Source organism: Achromobacter agilis (assembly GCF_900496965.1).
GTDB classification, from domain to species: Bacteria; Pseudomonadota; Gammaproteobacteria; order Burkholderiales; family Burkholderiaceae_B; genus Achromobacter; species Achromobacter agilis.
This window is the reverse complement of sequence record NZ_UFQB01000002.1, coordinates 292,808-315,607: the sequence shown is the minus strand read 5'-3', so window position 1 is coordinate 315,607 and position 22,800 is coordinate 292,808. Positions and strand designations below refer to the sequence as shown.

General features: G+C 67.5%; 22 protein-coding genes. 12 read left to right on the top strand and 10 right to left on the bottom strand.

Features of this window, described 5'->3' with window-relative positions; all coding sequences use genetic code 11:
* Positions 1-3 precede the first annotated feature (3 nt).
* On the top strand, positions 4-753 hold the full coding sequence (locus AGI3411_RS03640; protein WP_129526049.1) for an alpha/beta fold hydrolase: 750 nt from the start codon (positions 4-6) through the stop codon (positions 751-753).
* A 13-nt stretch (positions 754-766) separates the two neighbouring features.
* On the opposite strand, the gene hpaI is transcribed toward AGI3411_RS03640, so the two are convergent.
* From hpaI to AGI3411_RS30605, 4 genes are read right to left on the bottom strand one after another with little or no spacing between them, the layout of a single operon-like run.
* Positions 767-1,567: a 4-hydroxy-2-oxoheptanedioate aldolase gene (gene hpaI / locus AGI3411_RS03635; RefSeq protein WP_129526048.1), complete on the bottom strand. Its 801-nt coding sequence runs from the start codon at positions 1,565-1,567 to the stop codon at positions 767-769.
* Between the two features lie 14 nt (positions 1,568-1,581).
* Entirely contained in the window at positions 1,582-2,385 is an 804-nt protein-coding gene (gene hpaH / locus AGI3411_RS03630; protein ID WP_129526047.1) for a 2-oxo-hept-4-ene-1,7-dioate hydratase, read from the bottom strand.
* Positions 2,386-2,408: 23 nt separating this feature from the next.
* The gene (locus tag AGI3411_RS03625; protein ID WP_129526046.1) at positions 2,409-3,158 is read right to left on the bottom strand and encodes a fumarylacetoacetate hydrolase family protein; all 750 of its coding nucleotides are present in this window, start codon (positions 3,156-3,158) and stop codon (positions 2,409-2,411) included.
* Positions 3,159-3,174: 16 nt separating this feature from the next.
* Positions 3,175-4,221, bottom strand: coding sequence for a fumarylacetoacetate hydrolase family protein (locus AGI3411_RS30605; protein ID WP_129526045.1), 1,047 nt, complete (start codon positions 4,219-4,221; stop codon positions 3,175-3,177).
* Between the two features lie 189 nt (positions 4,222-4,410).
* Between AGI3411_RS30605 and hpaE the strand changes: the two genes are divergently transcribed.
* A complete protein-coding gene (gene hpaE, locus AGI3411_RS03615; RefSeq protein ID WP_129526044.1) occupies positions 4,411-5,877 on the top strand; it encodes a 5-carboxymethyl-2-hydroxymuconate semialdehyde dehydrogenase in 1,467 nt (488 codons plus the stop codon).
* A gap of 36 nt (positions 5,878-5,913) precedes the next feature.
* Positions 5,914-6,765: a 3,4-dihydroxyphenylacetate 2,3-dioxygenase gene (hpaD, locus tag AGI3411_RS03610; protein WP_129526043.1), complete on the top strand. Its 852-nt coding sequence runs from the start codon at positions 5,914-5,916 to the stop codon at positions 6,763-6,765.
* Here hpaD and hpaR read toward each other — a convergent pair whose 3' ends face one another.
* Positions 6,766-7,230, bottom strand: a complete 465-nt coding sequence (gene hpaR / locus AGI3411_RS03605) for a homoprotocatechuate degradation operon regulator HpaR (protein ID WP_129526042.1) — start codon at positions 7,228-7,230, stop codon at positions 6,766-6,768.
* A 106-nt stretch (positions 7,231-7,336) separates the two neighbouring features.
* Positions 7,337-7,975 carry a hypothetical protein gene (locus tag AGI3411_RS03600; RefSeq protein ID WP_129526041.1) on the bottom strand — a complete coding sequence of 213 codons (639 nt, stop codon included), beginning with the start codon at positions 7,973-7,975 and terminating at the stop codon, positions 7,337-7,339.
* A gap of 437 nt (positions 7,976-8,412) precedes the next feature.
* Between AGI3411_RS03600 and radA the strand changes: the two genes are divergently transcribed.
* The 3 genes from radA (at position 8,413) to AGI3411_RS03585 (ending at position 11,066) form a co-directional block, all read left to right on the top strand.
* The gene (gene radA / locus AGI3411_RS03595; protein WP_129526040.1) at positions 8,413-9,774 is read left to right on the top strand and encodes a DNA repair protein RadA; all 1,362 of its coding nucleotides are present in this window, start codon (positions 8,413-8,415) and stop codon (positions 9,772-9,774) included.
* 101 nt (positions 9,775-9,875) lie between these two features.
* A complete protein-coding gene (locus AGI3411_RS03590) occupies positions 9,876-10,655 on the top strand; it encodes a sulfite exporter TauE/SafE family protein (protein ID WP_129526039.1) in 780 nt (259 codons plus the stop codon).
* Between the two features lie 171 nt (positions 10,656-10,826).
* The gene (locus tag AGI3411_RS03585; RefSeq protein WP_043542180.1) at positions 10,827-11,066 is read left to right on the top strand and encodes a hypothetical protein; all 240 of its coding nucleotides are present in this window, start codon (positions 10,827-10,829) and stop codon (positions 11,064-11,066) included.
* A 92-nt stretch (positions 11,067-11,158) separates the two neighbouring features.
* Here AGI3411_RS03585 and AGI3411_RS03580 read toward each other — a convergent pair whose 3' ends face one another.
* The 3 genes from AGI3411_RS03580 to AGI3411_RS03570 all read right to left on the bottom strand — a co-directional run bounded on the left by AGI3411_RS03580 (position 11,159) and on the right by AGI3411_RS03570 (position 14,294).
* Positions 11,159-12,121 (bottom strand): 2-hydroxyacid dehydrogenase, encoded by a 963-nt coding sequence (locus AGI3411_RS03580; protein WP_129526038.1) that lies wholly within the window; start codon positions 12,119-12,121, stop codon positions 11,159-11,161.
* A gap of 102 nt (positions 12,122-12,223) precedes the next feature.
* Entirely contained in the window at positions 12,224-13,210 is a 987-nt protein-coding gene (locus AGI3411_RS03575; RefSeq protein WP_129526037.1) for a Bug family tripartite tricarboxylate transporter substrate binding protein, read from the bottom strand.
* Positions 13,211-13,286: 76 nt separating this feature from the next.
* On the bottom strand, positions 13,287-14,294 hold the full coding sequence (locus AGI3411_RS03570; RefSeq protein ID WP_129526036.1) for a Bug family tripartite tricarboxylate transporter substrate binding protein: 1,008 nt from the start codon (positions 14,292-14,294) through the stop codon (positions 13,287-13,289).
* 223 nt (positions 14,295-14,517) lie between these two features.
* On the opposite strand from AGI3411_RS03570, the gene AGI3411_RS03565 reads away from it, so the two are divergent.
* The 6 genes from AGI3411_RS03565 to garL all read left to right on the top strand — a co-directional run bounded on the left by AGI3411_RS03565 (position 14,518) and on the right by garL (position 21,289).
* The gene (locus tag AGI3411_RS03565) at positions 14,518-15,447 is read left to right on the top strand and encodes a dihydrodipicolinate synthase family protein (RefSeq protein WP_129526035.1); all 930 of its coding nucleotides are present in this window, start codon (positions 14,518-14,520) and stop codon (positions 15,445-15,447) included.
* A 107-nt stretch (positions 15,448-15,554) separates the two neighbouring features.
* Complete coding sequence (locus tag AGI3411_RS03560) at positions 15,555-16,328, top strand: FadR/GntR family transcriptional regulator (RefSeq protein WP_129526034.1); 774 nt, start codon at positions 15,555-15,557, stop codon at positions 16,326-16,328.
* Positions 16,329-16,463: 135 nt separating this feature from the next.
* Positions 16,464-17,492: an Ldh family oxidoreductase gene (locus tag AGI3411_RS03555; protein ID WP_244240248.1), complete on the top strand. Its 1,029-nt coding sequence runs from the start codon at positions 16,464-16,466 to the stop codon at positions 17,490-17,492.
* 62 nt (positions 17,493-17,554) lie between these two features.
* Complete coding sequence (gene araD / locus AGI3411_RS03550) at positions 17,555-19,300, top strand: L-arabinonate dehydratase (protein ID WP_129526032.1); 1,746 nt, start codon at positions 17,555-17,557, stop codon at positions 19,298-19,300.
* A 181-nt stretch (positions 19,301-19,481) separates the two neighbouring features.
* Entirely contained in the window at positions 19,482-20,432 is a 951-nt protein-coding gene (locus AGI3411_RS03545) for a Bug family tripartite tricarboxylate transporter substrate binding protein (protein WP_129526129.1), read from the top strand.
* 89 nt (positions 20,433-20,521) lie between these two features.
* Positions 20,522-21,289, top strand: a complete 768-nt coding sequence (gene garL / locus AGI3411_RS03540; protein WP_129526031.1) for a 2-dehydro-3-deoxyglucarate aldolase — start codon at positions 20,522-20,524, stop codon at positions 21,287-21,289.
* A gap of 209 nt (positions 21,290-21,498) precedes the next feature.
* On the opposite strand, the gene lysA is transcribed toward garL, so the two are convergent.
* On the bottom strand, positions 21,499-22,731 hold the full coding sequence (lysA, locus tag AGI3411_RS03535; protein ID WP_129526030.1) for a diaminopimelate decarboxylase: 1,233 nt from the start codon (positions 22,729-22,731) through the stop codon (positions 21,499-21,501).
* Positions 22,732-22,800 lie beyond the last annotated feature (69 nt).

The window sequence follows — 22,800 nt, the reverse complement described above, 5'->3', positions numbered from 1 at the left end:
GCCATGGAATTCGAACGCCGGGGCTCGGGCCGCCCGCTGTTCCTGCTGCATGGCTTTTGCTCGTCGTCCGCGATCTGGCGGGAATTGATGGTGGAGCTGGCCGGCACGCGCGACGTGATCGCGCCGGACTGGCCCGGCTTCGGGCGCGCCGCGGCGGCGCAGCCGCTACAGGGGTTGTCCGCTTACGCGCGGGCGCTACTCGCGTTGGCCGATGAACTGGGCATTGCGAGTTTCGACGTGCTGGGGCATTCGTTCAGCGGCTTCGTCGCGCAGCAGCTGCTCTGCGACGCGCCGGCGCGGATCGGGCGCGCGGTGCTGTACGGATCGGGGTTGCGGGTCGACCCCGCCGCGCGCTTCGAGCCTATCGGGCAGACCCACGCGCGCCTGCGCGAAGACGGTCCGCGGGCCACGGCCCGGCGCGTGCTGGCGACCTGGTTCAGGGAAGGAGAACGGCATCCGGCTTTCGCCGCGTGCCTGGAGGATGGCGCGTCCATGAGCGCGGCAGGCGCGGCGTCGATGATCGAGGCCGCGCAGGGCGTGGATTTCAGCCGGCGCCTGCGCCTGGCCCAAGCGCCGGCACTGGTGATCCTGGGCGAGCACGAACGCAGCCATCCGCTGGCTTCGGCGCTGGCCCTGCGGGCAGCGCTGGCCCAGGGCAGCCTGTGCGTCCTGCCGGACAGCGGACACGCCGCGCACCTGGAATGCCCGTCGCTGTTCAATGCGGCCCTGCGGGCATTTCTTGGCGCGGCCTAGCGCCGCGCGGCGCTCAGTAGGGGCCCTTGGAGGCCGCGGGCGCGGCGACGGTCTTGAACTGGCTCGCCAGCTGTTCGGCCGCGCGCGCCAGCAGGATGGCGTCGACGCCTACGGCGACGAAGGTGGCGCCCAGCGACAGATAGTGCCGGGCCTGCTCGATGCCGCTGTGCAGGATGCCGGCCGCCTTGCCGGAGCGCACGATGCGTTTGATGACGTCATCGATCGCCTTGGTGACTTCCGGGTGGTCCGGCTGGCCCAGGTATCCCATGCTGGCCGACAGGTCGGCCGGCCCGATGAAGGCGCCGTCCACGCCGTCCACCGCCAGGATCTCTTCCAGCGCCTCGACGCTGCGCGGGGTTTCGATCTGCACCAGCACGCACATCTCATCGTTGGCGCGCTGCAGGTAATCGGGGATGCGGTTCCAGCGCGACGAGCGGGCCAGCGCGCTGCCCACGCCGCGGATGCCCTGCGGCGGATAGCGCACCGCGGCGACGGCGGCCTCGGCTTCCTCGGCGGACTGCACCATGGGGACCAGTATCGTCTGCGCGCCCGCGTCCAGGATCTGCTTGATCAGGACGGCATCGTTCCAGGCGGGGCGCACCACCGGGGCCGTGGGGTAGGCGGCCATCGATTGCAGCTGCGCCAGCGTGGTCTGCAGGGTATTGGGCGAGTGCTCGCCGTCGATTACCAGCCAGTCGAAGCCGGCGCCCGCGACGATCTCGATGGAATAGGCGCTGCACAGGCCGGCCCACAGGCCGATCTGGGGCTTTCCGTCTTGCAGGGCGCGCTTGAAAGTGTTGGTCAAAATGTCCATGGACGGCGTATCGCTCAAATGAAGTGGCAGTTGACGGAGCCGAGCACGCCGTAGTCGACGTTGAAGGTATCGCCAGGGCGGGCGGCCACCGGCCGGGTGAAGGAACCCGACAGGACGATCTCGCCCGCCTCCAGCGCCGTATCGTGCGCGGCCAGCTTGTTAGCCAGCCATACTACGCCATTGGCGGGATGGTTCAAGACGCCGGCGGCCACGCCCGTTTCCTCGATGACGGCGTTGCGCGACAGGATCGCGCCGATCCAGCGCAGGTCCAGTTCGCCGATCTTCACGGGCCGTCCGCCCATCACCACGCCCGCGTTGGCCGCGTTGTCGGCGATGGTGTCGAACACCTTGCGGGGGCGCTTGGAGTCGGGGTCGATGCCGTGCGAGCGCGCGTCGATGATTTCCAGCGCCGGGATCACGTAGTCGACCGCGTCGTACACCTGGAACAGCGTGACGTCGGGGCCTTGCAGGCGCTTGCCCAGCACAAAGGCCAGCTCGACCTCCAGCCGCGGCAGGATGAAGCGGCTGGCGGGTATGTCGGCGCCGTCGTCGAAGAACATGTCGTCCAGCAGCATGCCGAAATCGGGTTCTTCGATCTGCGAGGCCTGCTGCATGGCGCGCGAGGTCAGCCCGATCTTGTGCCCGCGCTTGACGCGTCCTTCGGCCAGCTTGATGTCCATCCAGGCGCGCTGGATGGCGTAGGCGTCGGCGATATTCATATCGGGGTGCTCGAGCGAGACCTGGCGGATCTGGCGGCGGGTGCGTTCGGCGTCATGCAGGCGCGCGGCGATGGCGCGCACGGTATGGGTGTCCAGCATGTGGGTTCCTGGTAGGGGCGAATTCAAGTCGGGAAGGGGACCAGCGTATTGACCAGCCGGCCGATGCCTTCGATTTCGGTCACGACTTCGTCGCCGGGCTGGACGTTGACGATGCCGTCGGGCGTGCCTGTCAGGATCAGGTCGCCGGGCGACAGCGTCATGAAGCTGCTGAAGTACTCGATCAGCGCGGGCACGTCGAACACCATGTCGCGGGTGTTGCCGCACTGCGTCTGGACGCCGTTGACGGTGGTGCGCAGGTTGAGGTTCATGGGGTCCGGCACGTCGTCCCGGTCCACCAGCCACGGACCGAGGGGCGTGCAGGTGTCGCGGCTTTTCACGCGCAGGTTGGGGCGGTACCAGTTCTCGAGGTAATCGCGCAGCGCATAGTCGTTGGCCACCGTGTAGCCGGCCACGTGGCCGTAGGCCTGGCTGCGGCTGACCTTGCGCGCCGTCTTGCCGATCACCACCGCCAGCTCGCATTCATAGTGCATGAAGGCGACGTCGGCGGGGCGCAAGGTTTGCGCGCGGTGGCCGATGAACGTGTTGGCGGCTTTCAGGAAGCCTAGCGGCTCTTCGGGCGCCTGGAACGCCAGTTCCCGCGCGTGGTCGGCGTAGTTGATGGCCAGCGTGAAAGTCGTGCGCGGCTCGATCGGCGGCAGCCACGTTACGGCGTCTTCGGGCAGCTCGCGGCCATCGGCCAGCCGGACGAGGCCGGGGCCGGCTTCGGTCGCGGCATGGATGGCGCCGTCCAGGGAAATGCGGGCATGTTTCATGGCGGGGTTCCTTCGGTCACAGGCCGGCGCGGCCGGCCGCCAGCGGGTTGCCCAGCGTGCCCACCTGCGCGATGCGGATGTCGTAGCGCTGGCCGGCGCGCGCGCGCGGCGCGCCTGGAGGGGCGCCGACCAGCAGAATGTCGCCCGCCTCCAGGCTCATGAACTGCGTGACGTCGGCGATCAGGCGGGCCACCGGCCGGATCAGTCCGGCCGTGCTGGTGCGCTGCGCCACGTCGCCGTCGATCCGGACTTCGATATCCAGCGCGTCGGGATTGGCGACCGCGGCGGCGGGCGCGAATTCCTTGCCGATGGGGCAGAAGCCGTCGCGGCATTGCTGTTTGAGCGCGGGGCGGAAGTAGCTGGCATGCGGGACGGACAGATCAGCGACGACGCGGTAGCCCGCCACGTAGTCCAGCGCCTCGGCTTCGCTGACGCGGGTGGCGCGGCGGGAGAACACCACGCCCAGGCAGGCGCCCACTTCCACTTCCTCCACGTCGGCCGGCAAGATGATGGCGGCGCCATCCTGCGCATAGGTGTTGGCGGGCTTGACGTAGAGCACGGGCGACTTGGGAGCGCCCTTGTAGGGAGCGGCATCCACGGCGTCGCCCAGCGCGGCCAGCGCCGCGTGCGTGTTCAACGCCACGCCCACCACCGTTCTCGGCATGGGTATCGCGGCGGCGGCGCGCGCCGCGAGGTATTCGCGGTAGTTGTTGAGCTTGTAGTTGAGCACCGGGTCGGCCTCTTCGATCTGCATCGAAATGCCCAAGGGGCGCGAGGCCATCAGCGGCGCCAGCGCCGCGGTCAGCGCCTGGAATACGCGCGTGCCCAGGGCGGCCTTCTGTTCGTCGTTGCGGCCGTGGCCGATGCGCAGCACCACGTGGACGAAGGCGTTGTCCGGATGCCCGTCGACGATCAGGCAGTCGTCCACGCGCATGGCGCGGGTGCGCGCGCCCGCCAGCGGGAACAGGCTGCCGTCGCCGACGGCGGCGTTCTGCACCGTCTGCATCAGCGCCGGCGTATCCAGGGCCAGATTGCCCGAATACTCAATCCAGATATGGGGCATGGCCTGCTCCGTAAAAATAGTTAGCATGTTAATTATAATAATGAAAAAGAACCGGAGCGACAATGCGCGAAGGGGGCGCCCGTTCGGGGTTTCCCGCCGTTGACAGGGCGTTCCGGCCGGCATAATGTTAACGTGTTAATTATTTTTGCGCTGGCCATTCCGGCGCAGTCCAAGGCCAAGGAGTTGCGCGTGAGCATCAAGCACTGGATCAACGGCAGGCAGGTCGACAGCCCGGACCGCTTCACTACCTTCAACCCGGCCACGGGCGAGGCTATCGAAGAAGTGGCCGCCGGCGGCCAGGCCGAAATCGATGCGGCCGTCGCGGCCGCGGCCGACGCCTTCCCCAAGTGGGCTGGCACGCCCGCGAAGGAACGCGCCCGCCTGATGCGCAGGCTGGGCGAGCTGATCGACCAGAACGTGCCGATGCTGGCCGAGCTGGAAACGCGTGATACCGGCCTGCCGATTTCGCAGACGCGCAAGCAGCTGATTCCGCGCGCCTCCGAGAACTTCAATTTCTTCGCCGAGGTGTGCACGCGCATGAATGGCCACACCTATCCGGTGGACGACCAGATGCTCAACTACACGCTGTACCAGCCCGTGGGCGTGTGCGCGCTGGTGTCGCCGTGGAATGTGCCCTTCATGACGGCCACCTGGAAGACCGCTCCGTGCCTGGCGCTGGGCAACACGGCCGTGCTGAAAATGTCCGAGCTGTCGCCGCTGACGGCCGACCAGCTGGGCATGCTGGCCCTGGAGGCGGGCATTCCGGCGGGCGTGCTGAATGTGGTGCAGGGCTATGGCGCCACGGCGGGCGATGCGCTGGTGCGCCATCCCGGCGTGCGCGCGATATCGTTCACCGGCGGCACGGCCACCGGCAAGAAGATCCTGGCCAGCGCGGGCGGCGTCAAGAAGTACTCGATGGAACTGGGCGGAAAATCGCCGGTGCTGATCTTCGACGACGCGGACGTCGAACGGGCGCTGGACGCGGCGCTGTTCACCATTTTTTCGCTCAACGGCGAACGCTGTACGGCCGGTTCGCGGATATTCGTGCAGCGGAACCTTTACGACGACTTCGTGCGCCGGTTCGCGGAGCGCGCGGGCCGCCTGGCCGTGGGCGATCCCACGGATGAAAAGACCCACGTGGGCGCAATGATCTCGCGCCCGCACTGGGAGAAGGTCACGGGCTACATCCGCCTGGCCGAGCAGGAAGGCGCGCGCATTCTCGCGGGCGGCGCCGGCCGGCCCGGCGGCCTGCCCGCGAGCCTGGCGGGCGGAAACTTTGTGAGCCCGACGGTGCTGGCCGATGTCGACAACCGGATGCGGTGCGCGCAGGAAGAGATCTTCGGCCCGGTCGCCTGCCTGCTGCCTTTCGAAGACGAGGCCGATGGCCTGGCGCTGGCCAACGACGTGAAGTATGGTCTGGCCTCGTACGTATGGACCCGCGACATCGGCCGCGCGCACCGGCTGGCCCGCGGCATCGAGGCCGGCATGGTGTTCATCAACAGCCAGAACGTGCGCGACCTGCGGCAGCCTTTCGGCGGCACCAAGGAATCGGGCACGGGACGCGAAGGCGGGGAATACAGCTACGAGGTCTTTGCCGAGATCAAGAACGTGTGCGTGTCGATGGGCAGCCACCACATCCCGAAATGGGGCATTTGAGCCCGCCGGCATTCACAAGAACGAGGAGACAAGATCATGGGCAAGCTCGCGCTGGCGGCCAAGGTAACGCATGTGCCGTCCATGTACCTGTCGGAGCTTCCCGGCAAGCACCAGGGCTGCCGGGAGGCCGCGATCCAGGGGCACCGCATCATCGGCCAACGGTGCCGCGACCTGGACGTGGACACGATCGTCGTGCTGGACGTGCATTGGCTGGTCAATGCGGGCTACCACGTCAATTGCAATGCCGGCTTCCAGGGCCGCTACACCAGCAATGAACTGCCGCACTTCATCAAGGACATGGATTACGCCTATCGGGGCAACCCGCAGCTGGGGCGCCGCATCGCGGAGTGCGCGAACGCGGCCGGCGTGGGCACGCGGTCGCACGAAATCGACAGCCTGGAACTGGAGTACGGCACGCTGGTGCCGATGCGCTACATGAACGGCGACGGCCGCTTCAACGTCGTGTCGGTCGCGGCGTGGTGTGCCTGGCACGCGCTGGATGACAGCCGGCGTTTCGGGGCCGCGCTGCGCCAGGCCATCGAGGCCAGCGACAGCCGCGTGGCGGTGCTGGCCAGCGGTTCGCTGTCGCACCGTTTCAATGATAACGGCGGCGCCGAGGCTGCGATGCACCAGACCAGCCGCGAGTTTTTCCGGCAGGTGGACCTGCGCGTGGTGGAGCTGTGGCGCCAGGGAGACTGGAAGACGTTCTGCGCCATGCTGCCTGACTACGCCGAACTGTGCGTGGGCGAAGGCGGCATGCACGATACCGCCATGCTGCTGGGCCTGCTGGGCTGGGATGGGTACGACAAGCCGGTGGAGATCGTCACCGACTACTTCGCCAGTTCCGGAACGGGGCAGATCAACGCGATCTTCCCGGTTCCGGCCTGATCACGCGTCGTCGGGTTCGCGCGGCGCGTCGGCGTCGCGCTTGATCAGATCGACCATGGTGTCCACGTCCCGGTACAGGCGATCCAGCAATTCCTTGCCGATCTTGGCCTCGATTTCCAGGTACTTCGCGTCTACCTGCGGGCGCATGCGGTCGATGAGCTTGTAGCTCTTGGGCGTAAGCGAGATTTCCTGGCGCCGCTGGTCGGCGCTGGAACGCGCGCGCTTGATCAGGCCCTGCTCCTGCATGCCGGCCAGCATGCGGGTCAGGCTGGGACTGAGGATCTGGCAACTGCGCGCGATCTGGTTGGGTTCCATGGAACCCACTTCGCTCAAAGTGCGCAATACCCGCCATTGCTGTTCGGTGACGCCGGCCGCGTGCAGGATGGGGCGGAAATGCGCCATCAGCGTTTCGCGCGCGTAAAGCAGCAGATGGGGAAGATTGCGGTGGTGGAAACTCGGGCTCATGCGGGTATGTTAGCAAGAAGCCGTGAGGGTCCTGGCCGGGCCGCCGCGCGCGCGGCCGTCGGGCCCGCAAAGGGTGCGGGCCCGATGCTGGGGACGGATGGCGCCTTCAGGCAGGGTTCTGGTCGGCCAGTTCCTGGAGATCGTCGGGGAGCGCCAGATCGGGCGCGCCTTGCTGCAATTCGCGCAGCGCGTTCACGGCGTCGTCCTGCTGCTCGGCCTGCATCAGGGAACGGATATGGGCCACGCGGGCCTCGATGTCCTGTTCGCCGAACGGCGCGGCTTCGGCGGCAACGGCTTCGCCTTGCGGCGCCTCGGCGGCCTGCTGGGCGCCGTTCGCCGGCGCTTCCTGTGCCGGGACGGCCTGGGACGGGGGCGCATCGCCCTGGGGCGCAGTCTCGCGCTGCATGACGGGCACGGCCTGCGCGGACGGCGCTTCGGCCTGGACGGGCGAGGTGGGGTCGGAGCGGTCCTGGCCCGCCCCTGATTCGCGGGGGGCGATCAGTTGCGTGGCCGGGCCTGCGACGTCTTGCTGCGCTTCTCGCATGTCGGTCCAGGCGAACAGGCCAGCAACCATCGCGGCGCAGGCGGCGGCGCCCCAGCCGGGGTGCCAGCTGTGTCCGGGATGCCATCTGCGGCGCACCGCCGCGTCGAGTTCGGGGCTGGATCCCGGGCCGGGCCGACGGTACAGGGCGCGCAGATCCCGTTCATCGTCTTCGTCGAAAGGGGGGCGGTAAGTAATGCTCATGCGCGTACTCCTCGCGCATGCGCCTGGTGGCAGGGCGCATCCGCGTTCGACCTCCGCGTGCGCCGCGCCGGTTCATCCGGCGGTCTCGTCGCTGCTCGGGTCCTGTTCCGGTTTAAGCGGCTTCCTGGAAAGCCGCAGGTGAATGCGCCGCGATTCCCGCTGCTGCGCCCGGATGGGCGTACGGCTTCGGGTATGCCGCCCTGGTCCGGGCGGTTCGACAATGCGCTGCACCCGCCGATTATGCGCGATTTGAAGAAATCCGGCAGGAAATTTCTTGAATTTGCATCATGTAACTTCGATGTGCCCCTATTTCTGAAAGCGGAACGACAGCTTCGCGCTCCGAACCCGCACCCAACCGGCGCGCGAAGGCGGACGACCGCGCGCAATGGCCACGCTCCGGCAGGCGGCCGCAGGTGGATGCCGGTACACTTTCGCGCATGGCCAAATCCCGAACCGTATATGTCTGCGCCGATTGCGGCGGCACTACCCCGAAGTGGCAGGGCAAATGCCCGCACTGCAATGCCTGGAACACCCTGGAAGAGACGCTGGAGTCCTCGACGCCGGCCGCTTCCGCCCACCGCTATGCGCCGCTGGCCTCGAGCAGCCCGGTGCGCAGCCTGTCCGAAATCGAAGCCCGCGAAACGCCGCGCCAGCCTACCGGGCTGGACGAGTTCGATCGCGTGCTGGGTGGCGGCCTCGTGGCCGGCGCCGTCGTGCTGATCGGCGGCGATCCCGGGATCGGCAAATCCACGCTGCTGCTGCAGGCGCTGGCATCCCTGTCCACGACCACCAATGTGCTGTATGTCACCGGCGAAGAATCCGCCGAGCAGGTGGCGCTGCGCGCGCGGCGTCTGGGCCTGCAGACCGGCAACGTCAATCTGCTGGCCGAAATCCGGCTGGAGGCCATCCAGGCGGCCGTGTCCGAGCAGAAGCCCACCGTAGCGGTCATCGACTCGATCCAGACGCTCTACAGCGGCGAACTGAGCGCCGCGCCGGGCTCGGTGTCGCAGGTGCGCGAATGCGCGGCGCAGCTCACGCGCCTGGCCAAGCAGACAGGCATCGCCATCGTCATGATCGGCCACGTCACCAAGGACGGAGCGCTGGCGGGGCCGCGCGTGCTGGAGCACATCGTGGATACCGTGCTGTATTTCGAGGGCGATACGCATTCGTCGTTCCGCCTGGTGCGCGCCTTCAAGAACCGCTTCGGCGCGGTCAACGAACTGGGCGTCTTCGCCATGACCGACCGCGGGCTGCGCGGCGTGGCCAACCCGTCCGCCCTGTTCCTGTCGCAGCATGAGCAGCAGGTGGCCGGATCCTGCGTGATGGCCACGCAGGAGGGCACGCGCCCGCTGCTGGTGGAAATCCAGGCGCTGGTCGACTCCTCGCACGCGCCCAATCCGCGCCGGCTGACGGTGGGCCTGGAAGGCAACCGGTTGGCGATGCTGCTGGCCGTGCTGCACCGGCATGCGGGCGTGTCCACGTTCGACCAGGACGTCTTCGTCAACGCGGTGGGCGGTGTGCGCATCACGGAGCCCGCGGCCGATCTGCCGGTGCTCCTGGCCATCATGTCTTCGTTGCGCGACAAGCCGCTGCCGCGCGGCCTGATCGCCTTCGGCGAAGTGGGCCTGGCGGGCGAGATCCGGCCCGCGCCGCGCGGCCAGGAACGGTTGCGCGAAGCGGCCAAGCTGGGGTTTTCGATCGCCCTGATCCCCAAGGCCAACGCGCCGCGCCAACCGGTTGAAGGCCTGGAAATCTGGGCCGTGGACCGGCTGGACGCGGCGCTGGACAAATTGCGTTGACGCCGCGCCGCGCGGCATGGGCCGGCGGCGAGGGTTCCAACGTCCGATTATCCGTATTCTGATTGCCCGCCCATGACTGGCCGGGCCTGCTGGAGCAAGACTTGAGTCTGTTAGTTATCGCCGCCTGCCTCGCAGCCGGCGGCCTGATCGGTTTCATGGGCGGCGTGCTGGGCATCGGCGGCGGCCTGATCGCGATTCCCGCGCTGGTGCTGTTGATGGGCATGTCGCAGCAGCTGGCGCAGGGCACGGCGCTCATCATGGTCCTGCCCACCATCATGATGGCGGTGCGCAAGTACAACCAGCAGGTGCGCATCGACAAGCGCGTGGCGCTGGCGGGGGCGGCGGGCGCCGTTGTGTTCACCTGGGTGGGCGCGCAGCTGGCATTGGGCATCGACTCCAGCATCCTGCGCCGCAGCTTCGCGGTGTTCCTGTTCTTCATCGCGCTCTTCTATGTGTGGCAGACGTGGCGCGCGTCGCGCCCGGCGGCCGAGCGCAAGCCGGCGGCCAAGGGCGAGGCGCCGGTCTTCACGCCGCGCCGCGCCAGCGTGCTGGGCATTCTGTGCGGCACGCTGGGCGGCTTCTTCGGCGTGGGCGGCGCCGTGCTGGCCGTGCCCATCATCACCACGGTGTTCCGCCTGCCCCAGACCGCCGCGCAGGCGCTGGCGCTGAGCATGGTGATTCCCGGTTCCATGATTGCCCTGATCACCTATACCTGGGCGGGGCAGGCCGATTGGCTGGTGGGCGCGCCGCTGGCGATCGGCAGCCTGTTCTTCGTGCCGGTGGGCGTCAAGCTGGCGTACCGGCTTCCTGAACGCAAGCTGAGAGCCTGCTTCGCGCTCATGCTCTTCGCGACCGTTGCGCTGCTGGCGTTCGAGAGCTGATCCTTGCAAAGTCATGTCGAACCCATTTCGAACCGTTAGCGGCAGAAAATTTGTGGTTCCGTGCTGAACCTTCCTGAGGGTCCCGGCTCCAACTCGATACGGGTCAAGCGGCGATGTTGCCGCCCCGTGTTGGAAAAGGCCTCGGCCTTTATACATTCAGGAGGTCATGAAATGACGACTCACTCCCGTATTGCTGCGTTCCTGTCCACTTCGGCCCTGTGCCTCGGTCTTGCGGCGGCGCCAAGCGCGTTCGCGGCCGGCGCCGATGCCTCGGCCAAGACAGGTGAAAGCAAGACCCAAGCGCAGCACAAGCATCACAAGTCCGACAAAACCTCCGCCAAGCACGAGGCGGGAAAGTCGGGAGGAGCGGCGAAGATGGATAAGTCCGGCGCCGCGACGCCGGCCAAATAATCGCGGCGGGCCGCAAGGCCCTGGTTCCTTTGCGCAAATGAAAAGCCTCTCGGTATGGGCGCCGAGAGGCTTTTCTTATTTGGGCGCCGCGCTTACTCCGCCGGTGTGATGACGCGGCCGGTCTCGAAGTACGCCTGCAGGTTGTCCAGCATCAGGTTTTCCATGCTCAGGCGGGTCTCCAGCGTTGCGCTGCCGATATGCGGCAGGACCACGGCATTGTCGCTGGTGGCCAGGGCTTCGGGCACCTTGGGCTCGTGTTCGAACACATCCAGCGCGGCGCAGCCCAGCTTGCCGGCCTGCAGCGCGTCGACCAGCGCGGCTTCGTCGATGACGGGGCCGCGTGCGATGTTGACGATGATACCGGTGGGGCCAAGCGCCTCAAGCACTTCGCGGTTCACCAGATGGCGCGTGCCGGCGCCGCCGACCGTTGCCACAATGAGGAAGTCGGCCCACTTGGCCAGGCCGGTGAGCGAGGCCTCGTAGCCGTACTGCACGTCGTCGCGCTGGCGGCGGTTGTGGTAGCGGATGTCCATGTCGAAGCCCGCGCCGCGGCGCGCGATGGCTTCGCCGATGCGGCCCAGGCCCACGATGCCCAGCTTCTTGCCGCTGACGCGCAGGCCCAGCGGGATGCTGCCATGCACCTGGCCCTTGCCCCAGAGGCCGGCGCGCACGAAGCGTTCGCCCTGGCCCATGCGGCGGGCGCCGGCGATCAGCAGGCCCCAGGCCAGATCCGCCACGCAGTCCGTCAGCACGTCGGGAGTATTGCTGACCTGCACGCCGCGCTGTTTGGCGGCCTTGATGTCGATGGTTTCATAGCCGACGCCCCAACTGCAGATGGCTTTCAGGTCGGGCAGGGCATTGATGAGTTCGGCATCGGCGCCGTAGTTGGCGGAGGTGACGACCGCGGTAATGCCCTTGCCGTGTTCGGCCAGCGCGGCCTTGCGGTCCGGGTACTTCCACAGCTCGACGACGTCGTAGCGATCTGCGAGGCTCTTGTTGGCGGAGGGGGACCCGGCCAGCGAGCCGACCTGGATGATGCGATGCTTGGTAGTCATGTTGTCGTACAGGTGGGTGGCAAAATACCGATGCTACTTGATCCGGCCGCGGATAAGGCCGGGAATGCCCGCGAAAGGCATCCCGGCGCGCGAATTCCCGGATTACTCGAGCTGGATGTTGGCTTGCTTGATGACGTCCTTCCAGCGCTTGACCTCGGCCTGCTGGAACGCGGCGAATTGCTGCGGGGTGTTCGCCACGACTTCGAAGCCCAGCCCTTGCAGGGTTTTCTCCGTCTTGGGCTCGCGCAGCGCGGTCTGCAGCGCCTTGGACAACTGCTGGACGACGGGCGCCGGGGTGCCCTTGGGCACCGCGAAGCCTTGCCAGGAATACACCACCATGTCCTTGATGCCAGCTTCCGTCAGGGTCGGCACGTCGGGCAGGTCGGCGGCGCGCGCATCGCCGGTGATCGCCAGCGCCTTGAGCTTGCCCGCCTTGATGTGGGTCTGGACCGCGCCCAGATTCTGGAACGATACGTTGACCTGCCCGCCGATCAGATCGGCGATCGCCGCGCCGCCGCCGCGGTACGGCACGTCCACGCCGGTGCTCTGCGTGCGCTGGCGGAACAGCACCGCGGACAGGTGATCCGACGAACCCGTGCCGGACGAGGCATACGAGACCTTGCCCGGATTCTTCTTCGCGTAGTCCACCAGTTCGGCGACGGTGGCGGCGGGGAAGTTGGGCGCGGCGACGAGCACGTTGGGGTTGCGCACCGCCTGCGTCAGGTACTCGAAGTCCTTGCTGGGGTTGTAGGACAAGGTCTTGTAGAGGGCCTCGTTGATGGCGAACGTGCCGATCGAACCCACCATCATGGTGTAGCCGTCGGGCGTGGCGCGGGCCAGCGCCTGCGCGCCGATCGCGCTGTTCGCGCCGGGTTTGTTCTCGACCACGAAGGTCTGCCCGAGGAGTTTCGTGAGCGCGGGCGTGACCGACCGCGCGGTGATGTCGGATGAACCGCCCGGCACGAAGGGAACGATCATCGTGACAGGCTTGTCGGGATAGCCGGCCGCATGCGCGGCCGGCCCGCCAAGCAGGGCGGCGCCCGCCGCCGCAACGGCCGCCGCGACAACGGCGCTCAGTCGTTTGTTCATGGTGTCTCCAGGTTCGCGCGATGATGTGATGAGCCCGCCGCTCACGCGTTGCGGACAGGCCCGGATCTGCGCCGGGTCAATCGACCTTGGCGCCGGATTTCTTCACGACCTCAGCCCATTTGGCGCTTTCCTGCGCCATGAACTGCTTGAACTGGTCCGGCGTATTGCCGGAGGGCGTCGCGCCCTGGGCCTGCAACTGCGCGCGCACGGCCGGCAGTTGCAGCGCGGCCGCCACGTCGCGCTGGACCTTGTCGACTACCGCAGGCGGCGTGCCGGCGGGCGCCAGCAGGCCGAACCAGCTGGAGGCGTCGTAGCCCTTCACGCCGGCCTCCGCCATCGTGGGCACGTCGGGCAGGGCGGGCGAGCGCTGGGCGCTGGTGACGGCCAGCGGGCGCAGCTTGCCGCTCTTGAGAAAGCCCATGGAGGAAGGCAGGTTGTCGAAGATCAGGTCGGCGGAACCCGCCATCACGTCGGTCAGCGCGGGGCTGCTGCCCTTGTAGGGCACGTGCGTCATGCGTGTACCCGTCATGTTCTGGAACAGCTCGCCGGAGAGATGCGTGGACGTGCCGTTGCCGGTGGACGCCATGTTGACGCTGCCGGGGTTGGCCTTCAGGTACTTGATCAGGTCTGCGACGTTGCGGATGCCATGCTTGTCGGCGAACTTGGGATTCAGTTCGAGGATGTTGGGCACGGGAATGACGAGCGTTACCGGCACGAAGTCCTTGACCGGATCGTAGGGCAGCTTGGCGTAGACGGACTGGTTGATCGCATGTGTGCTGACGGTGCCCATCAGCAGGGTGTAGCCGTCCGGCGTGGCGCGGGCGGCCTCGGCCGTGCCGACATTGCCGCCCGCGCCCGCCTTGTTGTCGACCACGACGGGCTTGTTCCACGCCTTGCCGAGTTCCGTAGCGACGACGCGCGCCGCGATGTCGGTCGTGCCGCCCGCGGGGAACGGCACGATGATCCGGACTTCGCGTTCCGGGTATTCGGCCAGGGCCGGGGCGGCCGGCAGAGCGGCGGCGGCCAGGATGGCGGCGAACAGGGCGGCCGTAACGGACCGGCCTCGGGCAGGGGCTGCATGCATGGAATTCGTCTCCTCGGTGTGCGCGTGGCCGCGCATCGTTGATGGGGTATTCCGCCCCTGGCATCGCCCGAGGCTTTCAATCCGCAGGACGCCCCGCGGCGCCTTGCGTTTTTGCTGCCGGTCTACTTGTAAAACAAATATATGTATTGAGCTTATGCTTGTCAACCAAGTATACTTTTTTCACCTTAGTCATCCGACCCCTCGGTCAGCCAGGAGCCCGCCCATGAAAACTTCCCCGGTCACCGCGCAGGATCTGCAGCGCTCGGTCATCGCCGTGCCGCCGCTGGCGCGCCACGACGATCTGTCCCTGAACGTGGAGGCCAACCGGGCCCTGCTGGGCCATCTGGAAGCCGGCGGCGTGCGCAACGTGATGTATGGCGGCAACGCCAATTTCTATAACGTGGGCGTAAGCGAGTACGCGCGCATCGTGGACATGCTGGCCGAGCTGGCGGGCGCAGACACCTGGATCCTGCCCTCGGTGGGGCCCGACTACGGCAAGATGATGGACCAGGCGGCGATTTTGCGTTCGCGCGCGTTTCCCACGGCCATGCTGCTGCCCATGTCGTTCCCCTATACCGACCCGGGCCTGGCCGACGGCGTGCGCCGGTTCACCGATGCCCTGGGCAAGCCCGCGGTCGTCTATCTCAAGTCGGCCGACTATCTGGCGCCGGCCACCGCGGCGCGCCTGATCGAAGAGGGCCGCATCGTGACGTTCAAGTACGCAGTCGTGCGCGACGATCCGTCGCGCGACGCCTACCTGTCGTCCCTGTTGCAGGCGGTGGATGCGCGTTGGATCGTCAGCGGCATCGGTGAGCGTCCCGCCATCGTCCACTATCGCGACTTCGGCCTGAAGAGCTTCACGTCCGGATCGGTCTGCGTGGCGCCGCGAGGCTCGATGCGCCTGCTGCACCTGCTGCGCGACGGCCGCTACGAGGAAGCCGCGGCGGTGCGCGAAAACTACCTGCCCCTGGAAGACTGCCGCGACGGCATCAGTCCCATCCGGGTGCTGCACGACGCGGTGACGCTGTCGGGCGTGGCGGACATGGGGCCGATGCTGCCGCTGCTGACGGGCCTGTCCAGCGCCGAGCGCGAGCGCGTGGCGCCGGTGGCGCGCGCCCTGGCCGCCTGGGACCGGGAAACCGCGGCGGCTTGAGCGATGCGCCGCATGGCGGGCGCGGGCGTGCGCATCGATCCGCGCATTGACGGTACGATGAGCGCTGTTCAGCCCCTGTGAACAGGCCCTAGCATCGAGGAGGTCCCGTGGCCCGACCCAAAGCATCATCCCCGTCCGCGCCCCAGGCGTCCGCCGAGCCGGACACCCACGGCGCGCTGGTGCTCGAGCGCGGGCACCGGGTGCGGCTGGCGGACCAGCTCTATGGGCAGATCTTCGAGCAGATCGTGTCCGGCGGCCTGAACGTCGGCGACAAACTGCCTTCCGAAAACGAAATTTCCGAACGGTTCGGCGTGTCGCGCCCCGTGGTGCGCGAAGCGCTGCTGCGCTTGCGCGCGGACGGCCTCATCACCGCGCACCAGGGGCTGGGCACTTTCGTCAGCCACCAGCCCGCGCCGCGCCTGAAGACCTTCAACGACGTGCAGAACGTCAGTGCGTATCTGCGGGCCCAGGAAGTGCGGGTGGCGCTGGAGGGCGACGCCGCGCGCCTGGCGGCGCTGCGCCGCACGGACGAGCAGCTGCGCAAGATCGAAGACGCGCACGCGGCTTTCGCCGACAGCCTGGCGCGCGGCCAGGTGTCCGCCGAGGCCGACCTGGCGTTCCACGCCAGCATCGCCGAAGCCAGCGGCAATGACTTCTACCTGGGCGTGCTGGAAAGCATCCACGAATCCATCAGCGGTTTCATGAGGCTGACCCTGAACCTCACCCGCACCGGCTCGCGCCAGCGCGCGCAGCGGGTGGTGGACGAGCACGCGGCCATCCTCGATGCCATCCGCGAGCAGGACAGCGAGCGCGCCCGCGTCGCCATGCAATTCCATCTGGGCCAGGCGCGCCATCGGCTGGTGGACCGGGACCGCGACTGATTCCGCCTTCAGGCCCGCCGCGACCCGCCAACGACAACAGGAGACTAGAGAGTGCGAGGCAACGGAGCGACAGCAACGGACGTGCCGGTGGAGCAGATCCGGGAACAGATCGTGCAGGTGTTGCAGGCCTGGGGCATGGCGCAGGATCTGGCGCGCACCACGGCGGACCTGATGGCGGGAACCGACTTGCTGGGCATCGATTCCCACGGCATCTCGATGCTGCCGGCCTACGAAGAAAAGTGGCGGGCGGGATCCCTGCGGCTGGACGCGCGGGCGCGGATCGTGCGCGACGGCGGCGCCAGCGCCTTGATCGACGGCATGGGCGGGCTGGGCTATCCCGTTGCCGCGCAGGCCATGCACCTCGCCGTCGATAAGGCGCTGGAACATGGCGTGGGCGCGGTGTCGGTCTGCAATTCCCATCACTTCGGCGCGGCCGGGATCTATGCGCGCATCGCCGTGGAACGCGGCGTGGTCGGGCTGGTGACCAGCAGCGCCAACGGCGTGATCATGGTGCCCACGCGCGGCGCCATGCCCATGCTGGGCACCAACCCCATCGCCTTCGGCGCGCCGGCCGCGTACAACGAACCCTTCCTGCTAGACATGGCGACCACCACCGTCGCGGCAAACAAGATCAAGGTGTACGACTTCCTGGACAAGCCGCTGCCGCCGGGCTGGGCGGTGGACGGAGAGGGCGCCGCGGTGACCGGCGCGGCCGCCGCCATGGAATTCATCTTCAAGCACCCCGAGGGCGGGCTGACGCCGCTGGGCGGCACGGCCGCCATGAGCAGCCACAAGGGCTACGGGCTCGCGATGATGGCGCAGATCCTGGGCGGTACGCTGAGCGGCAGCGCGTTCGCCGCCCGGCGCGCGCCGACGCGCCGTCCGGGCGAGCCGGACGACGTGGGGCATTTCTTCCTGGCGCTCAATCCCGACGCCTTCCGCGCGGCGGGGTCGTTCGAGTCCGACATGGACGACCTGATCGACGCCATGCACGACACGCCGCCCGCCAGGCCCGAAGAGCCGGTGCTGGTGGCGGGCGAACCCGAAGCCGCCGAGCGCGAGCGCCGGCTGCGGCGGGGGATTCCCATTCCGGCCGCGCTGGCAGAGCGCCTGCGCGGCATTTGCGAACGCGCGGGCACGCCCTATCTGCTGGGCGGCGCCTAGGGCCTGTTCACCCTAATCCATTTTTCCAATAACCCCTCGCCCAAGCGCAGAGGAAACGAGACATGAGCAATTCAGACAAGCGCAAGAAACCCGAGGAGCTGCGGAGCCACCGCTGGTACGGCGTGCGCGACCTGCGGTCTTTCGGACACCGTTCGCGCACCGCGCAGATGGGCTATCACCGCTCGGACTACGCGGGCAAGCCCGTCATCGCGATCATCAATACGTGGAGCGACATCAACCCCTGCCACAGCCACTTCAAGCAGCGCGTGGAAGAGGTCAAGCGCGGCATCTGGCAGGCGGGCGGCTTCCCGGTGGAAATGCCGGCTATGAGCCTGTCCGAACCCTTCCAGAAGCCCACGACCATGCTCTACCGCAATCTGCTGGCGATGGAAACGGAAGAGCTGCTGCGCTCCTATCCGGCGGACGGCTGTGTGCTGATGGGCGGCTGCGACAAGACCACGCCCGCGCTCATCATGGGCGCGGTGTCCATGGACCTGCCGACGATCTTCGTGCCGGCCGGCCCCATGCTGCGCGGCAACTGGAACGGCAATACGCTAGGCTCGGGCTCGGACACCTGGAAGTACTGGGCGGAACTGCGCGCCGGCAACATCACCGAGGAAGACTGGCAGGGCGTGGAAGACGGCATCGCGCGTTCGCCGGGGCACTGCATGACCATGGGCACCGCGTCCACCATGACGGGCGCGGTCGAGGCGCTGGGCCTGTGCCTGTCGGGCGCTTCGTCCATCCCCGCGCCGGATTCGCGGCATGCGCAAATGGCCAGCCTGACGGGCAAGCGCATTGTCGAGATGGTGTGGGAAGACCTGAAGCCGTCCGACCTGCTGACCGCGGCGTCCTACGACAACGCGGTGCGCACGGTGCTGGCGCTTTCCGGATCGACCAATTCCGTGGTGCACCTGATCGCCATGGCCCGCCGCAGCGGCTTCAATCTGGACCTGGACCGGTTCGACCACCTGGCGCGCACGACGCCGGTGCTGGCCAACCTGAGGCCGGCGGGCAAGTACCTGATGGAGGATTTCTACTACGCGGGCGGGCTGCGCGCGATGCTGGTGCAGCTGGGCGATCTGCTGGACGCCACGCAGCGCACCGTGGACGGCCGCACGCTGGGCGAGAACATCGCCGGCGCGCGCATCTTCAACGAAGACGTGATCCGGCCGCGCTCGCAGGCGCTGATAGAGCGCGACGGGCTGGCGGTGCTGCGCGGCAACCTGGCGCCGGACGGTGCGGTGATCAAGCCGCCCGCCATGGAGGAGCGCCTGCAGGTGCACACGGGCCGCGCGGTGGTCTTCAAGGACTACAACGACATGGCGGCGCGCATCGACGATCCGGACCTGGACGTGGATGCCGACAGCGTCATCGTGCTGCAGAACGCCGGGCCGCAAGGCGCACCGGGCATGCCGGAATGGGGGCAATTGCCGATCCCGCAGAAGCTGCTGAAGCAGGGTGTGCGCGATATGGTGCGGATCTCGGATGCGCGGATGAGCGGCACGAGCTACGGCGCCTGTGTGCTGCATGTGGCGCCCGAAGCCTATGTCGGCGGCCCGCTGGCGCTGGTGCAGGACGGCGACCGCATCGAGCTGGACGTGCCGGCGCGGCGGCTGGAGCTGCTGGTGCCCGAGGCCGAACTGGCTGCCCGCCGCGCGGCCTGGCAGGCGCCGCCGCCGCGCTTCGAGCGCGGCTACGGCGTGCTCTACCTGAAGCACATCGGCCAGGCCGACACCGGCTGCGATTTCGATTTTCTTCAGACCGAAACGCGCGCTCCGGCCGCGGGCGAGCCTGAGATTCATTGATGTAAGTGTCTGACACCCGGGAAACGGCGAAGCAAATCGAAGAGGCGCTCGTACGGGTGTCAGACACAAGCATCGAAGCTGGTGGTTGACACCAACCATACTCAAAAAAGCCACAGAGGAGACGACAACCATGCACCACCCCAAAACCCATGCGCGCAGACGCTTCTTCACCCTGGCCGCCATGGCGGCAGGCGCGCTGACCTTCCTGTCCGGCGCCGCAATCGCGCAGTCCGACGCCTGGCCGGCCAGGCAATTGAAGCTGGTGGTGCCTTTCCCGGCGGGCGGCAGCACCGACTCGGTGGGCCGCCTGCTGGCGGCCGAGCTGTCCAAGGAATTGGGGCAGACCGTGGTCGTCGAAAACAAGGGCGGCGCCAACGGCAACATCGGCTCCGATATGGTGGCCAAGGCGGCGCCGGACGGCTATACGCTGCTGCTGTCCGGCGTGGGGTCCAACGCGATCAGCTACGCGGTCTACCAGAACATGCCCTACCGCAACAGCGATTTCGCGCATATATCCCTCCTGGCGACCGGGCCCAACGTGCTGGTGGCCAACAACGACTTTCCGGGCAAGACCTTCGCCGATTTCATCAAGCTCGCGCGCGAGAATCCGGGCAAGTACACGCACGCCAGTTCCGGCAGCGGCTCGTCGGGCCACCTTGCCATGGAGATGCTGAAGCAGGACGCCAAGATCGACCTGGTGCACGTGCCGTACAAGGGCGGCGCGGCGGCCATCACCGATATCATCGGCGGCCGCGTGTCGGTGCTGTTCCTGAACCAGGATGCGCTGCTGCCGCAAGTCACTTCCGGCAAGCTGCGCGCGCTGGCCGTGGCGAGCGCCAAGCGCAACCCCGCCTATCCCGATACGCCCACCGTGGCCGAATCGGGCTTCCCGGGCTTCTCGGCTGAATCGTGGTTCGGCCTGTCCGCGCCCGCCAAGACGCCGCCCGCCGTGATCCAGAAACTGAACCAGGCGACGGTGAAGGCATTGTCCTCGCCCGAGATACGGCAGAAACTCGAGAGCGTGGGCTTCGTGGTGGTCGCGGACGATCCGAAGTCGTTCTCGGCCTTCGTCGACGCCGAGATCGCCAAGTGGGGCAAGGCGGCCAAGGCGTCCGGCGCGAAACTAGATTGATCCCGTGGGCATCTTCCCGGGCGTCGCCGGCCCGGGAATGCGCCCGCACCGATTGGCATGATTCCTATTTTTCTGACATGAAGGCAGCAATGAATTCACCTTTACCCAACCGCTTCCGGCAACGCATCCTGGCCCGTGAACGGCTCATCGGTTTCTGGATGTGCATGTCCAGCCACATCACCGCCGAGCTCGTGGGGCTGGCGGATTTCGACTGGCTGCTCCTGGATGGCGAGCATTCGCCCAATGAGGTGCCGATGTTCCTGCAGCAGCTCCAGGCCCTGCAGGGCAGCGCCAGCGCCGCGGTAGGCCGGCCGTCCTGGAACGATCCCGTAGAGATTAAGCGGCTGCTCGATATCGGCTTCTACAACCTGCTGATTCCGTTCATCGAATCCGAGGACGACGCGCGCCGGGCCGTGGCGGCCACGCGCTATCCGCCGCAGGGCATGCGCGGCGTGGCGGGCGCGCAGCGCAGCAACCGCTACGGCACCGTGCCGGATTATCTGCAGACCATCAACGACAACATCTGCGTGCTGCTGCAGATCGAAAGCCGCCCCGGCATCGAGGCCGTGGACGAGATCGCATCGGTGGAGGGCGTGGACGGGGTGTTCATCGGCCCGTCCGACCTGGCCGCGGCGCTGGGCCATATCGGCAATCCTGGCCATCCCGAAGTCCAGGAAGCCATCCGCCACCTGTACCAGCGCGTCTCCGCCCAGGGCAAGGCCGTGGGGATCCTGGCGCCGGTGCACGCCGACGCCCGGCGCTACCTGGACATGGGCATGCACTTCGTGGCCGTGGGCACCGACCTGGGAGTGTTCAAGCAAGCCGTGTTCGCGGCACGGGAAGCGTTCCCCACGTGATGCAGTCAGTGTCTCCGTGTCGGGTACCCGTCGTGTTTCAAACTCAGCCAGTGCCTGACACTAGTCGTTCAAATTCAGCCGGTGTCAGACACCCGTGAAGAGGATCTCGTGTTCGGGAGGTTCGCTCGTAAGGGTGTCAGACACACGGAAGGGGTACGCCGGTGTCAGACACACGGAAGGGGTACGCGGGTGTCAGACACACGGAAGGGTTACGCTTCCAGCGCCAGCAGTTCCGCGACCGTCTGGCGGCGGCGGATGAGGTGGGCCTTGCCGCCGTCAAGCAGCACTTCCGGCGCCAGCGGCCGGCTGTTGTAGTTCGAGGACATTGACGACCCGTACGCGCCTGCGCTGTGGAAGACGAGGAAATCGCCGATCCGCGGCCGCGGCAATAGCTGGTCGGACACGACGCCGCCGGCGTCCTGGGTGAACACATCGCCGGATTCGCACAGGGGGCCGGCTACCGCGATGCGCGTTTCGGGCGAGCCCTGCGGTTGGCCGCCATCAGGGGCGTGCACCGAAATGCGGTGATAGCTGCCATACATGGCCGGGCGCATCAGGTCGTTGAATCCCGCGTCGACCAGCGCGAAGTCGCGCTCGGGGCGGCGGTTGATCGAATGCACCTCGGCCACCAGGGCGCCGGCCTCGGCGACCAGGAAGCGGCCAGGCTCGATTTCCAGGCGGACGTCGTGGCCCAGCCGCTGTTCGATGCGCTTGCGCGCCGCATCCCATTGCTCGAAGTAATGATCGCAGTCGATGCGCGGCTCGCCGTCGCGGTACGGGATAGACAGGCCGCCGCCCGCGGAGATGGCCTCGATGTCGTGGTCCAGCGATGCCACCACGTCGACCATGGCGTTGCACACGCTGGACAGATGGCCGTAGTCGACGCCCGAGCCGATATGCATGTGGATGCCGACCAGCTTCAGGCCGTGGCGGCGCACGATGGACATGGCTTCGGCGAGGTCGCCGATCCAGATGCCGTGCTTGCTTTGCGGGCCGCCGGTGTTGGTCTTGTTGCTGTGGCCGTGGCCGAATCCGGGGTTGATGCGCAGCCATACGCGATGGCCGGGCGAGGCCTGGCCGACGCGGGCCAGCATGTCCAGCGAGCCCGCGTTCACGGTGATGCCGTGCTTGAGCACGGCGGCCAGCGTGGCGTGGTCGATCAAGTCCGCGGTGAAGACGATGCCTTCCGGCTCGCCCTGCGGCTGGAAGCCGGCCGCCAGGCTGCGTTCGATCTCGCCCAGCGACACGGCATCCACGACCGCGCCTTCGGCTCGCATCAGGCGCAGGATGTGCAGGTTCGAGCAGGCTTTCTGCGCGTAGCGGATGGTGTCGAAGCGGCGCAATTGCGCGATGCGTTCACGGATGACGGCGGCGTCGTAGACCCAGAGCGGCGTGCCGTGTTCGGCGGCGAGTTGGGTGAGTTGGCGCGGATCGAATGCCATGGCTGGCGAAACCTCAGGGGAGTGAAACCAGGCGGCATGATGCCCGTCTTCGATCATCCAGTAAAATGC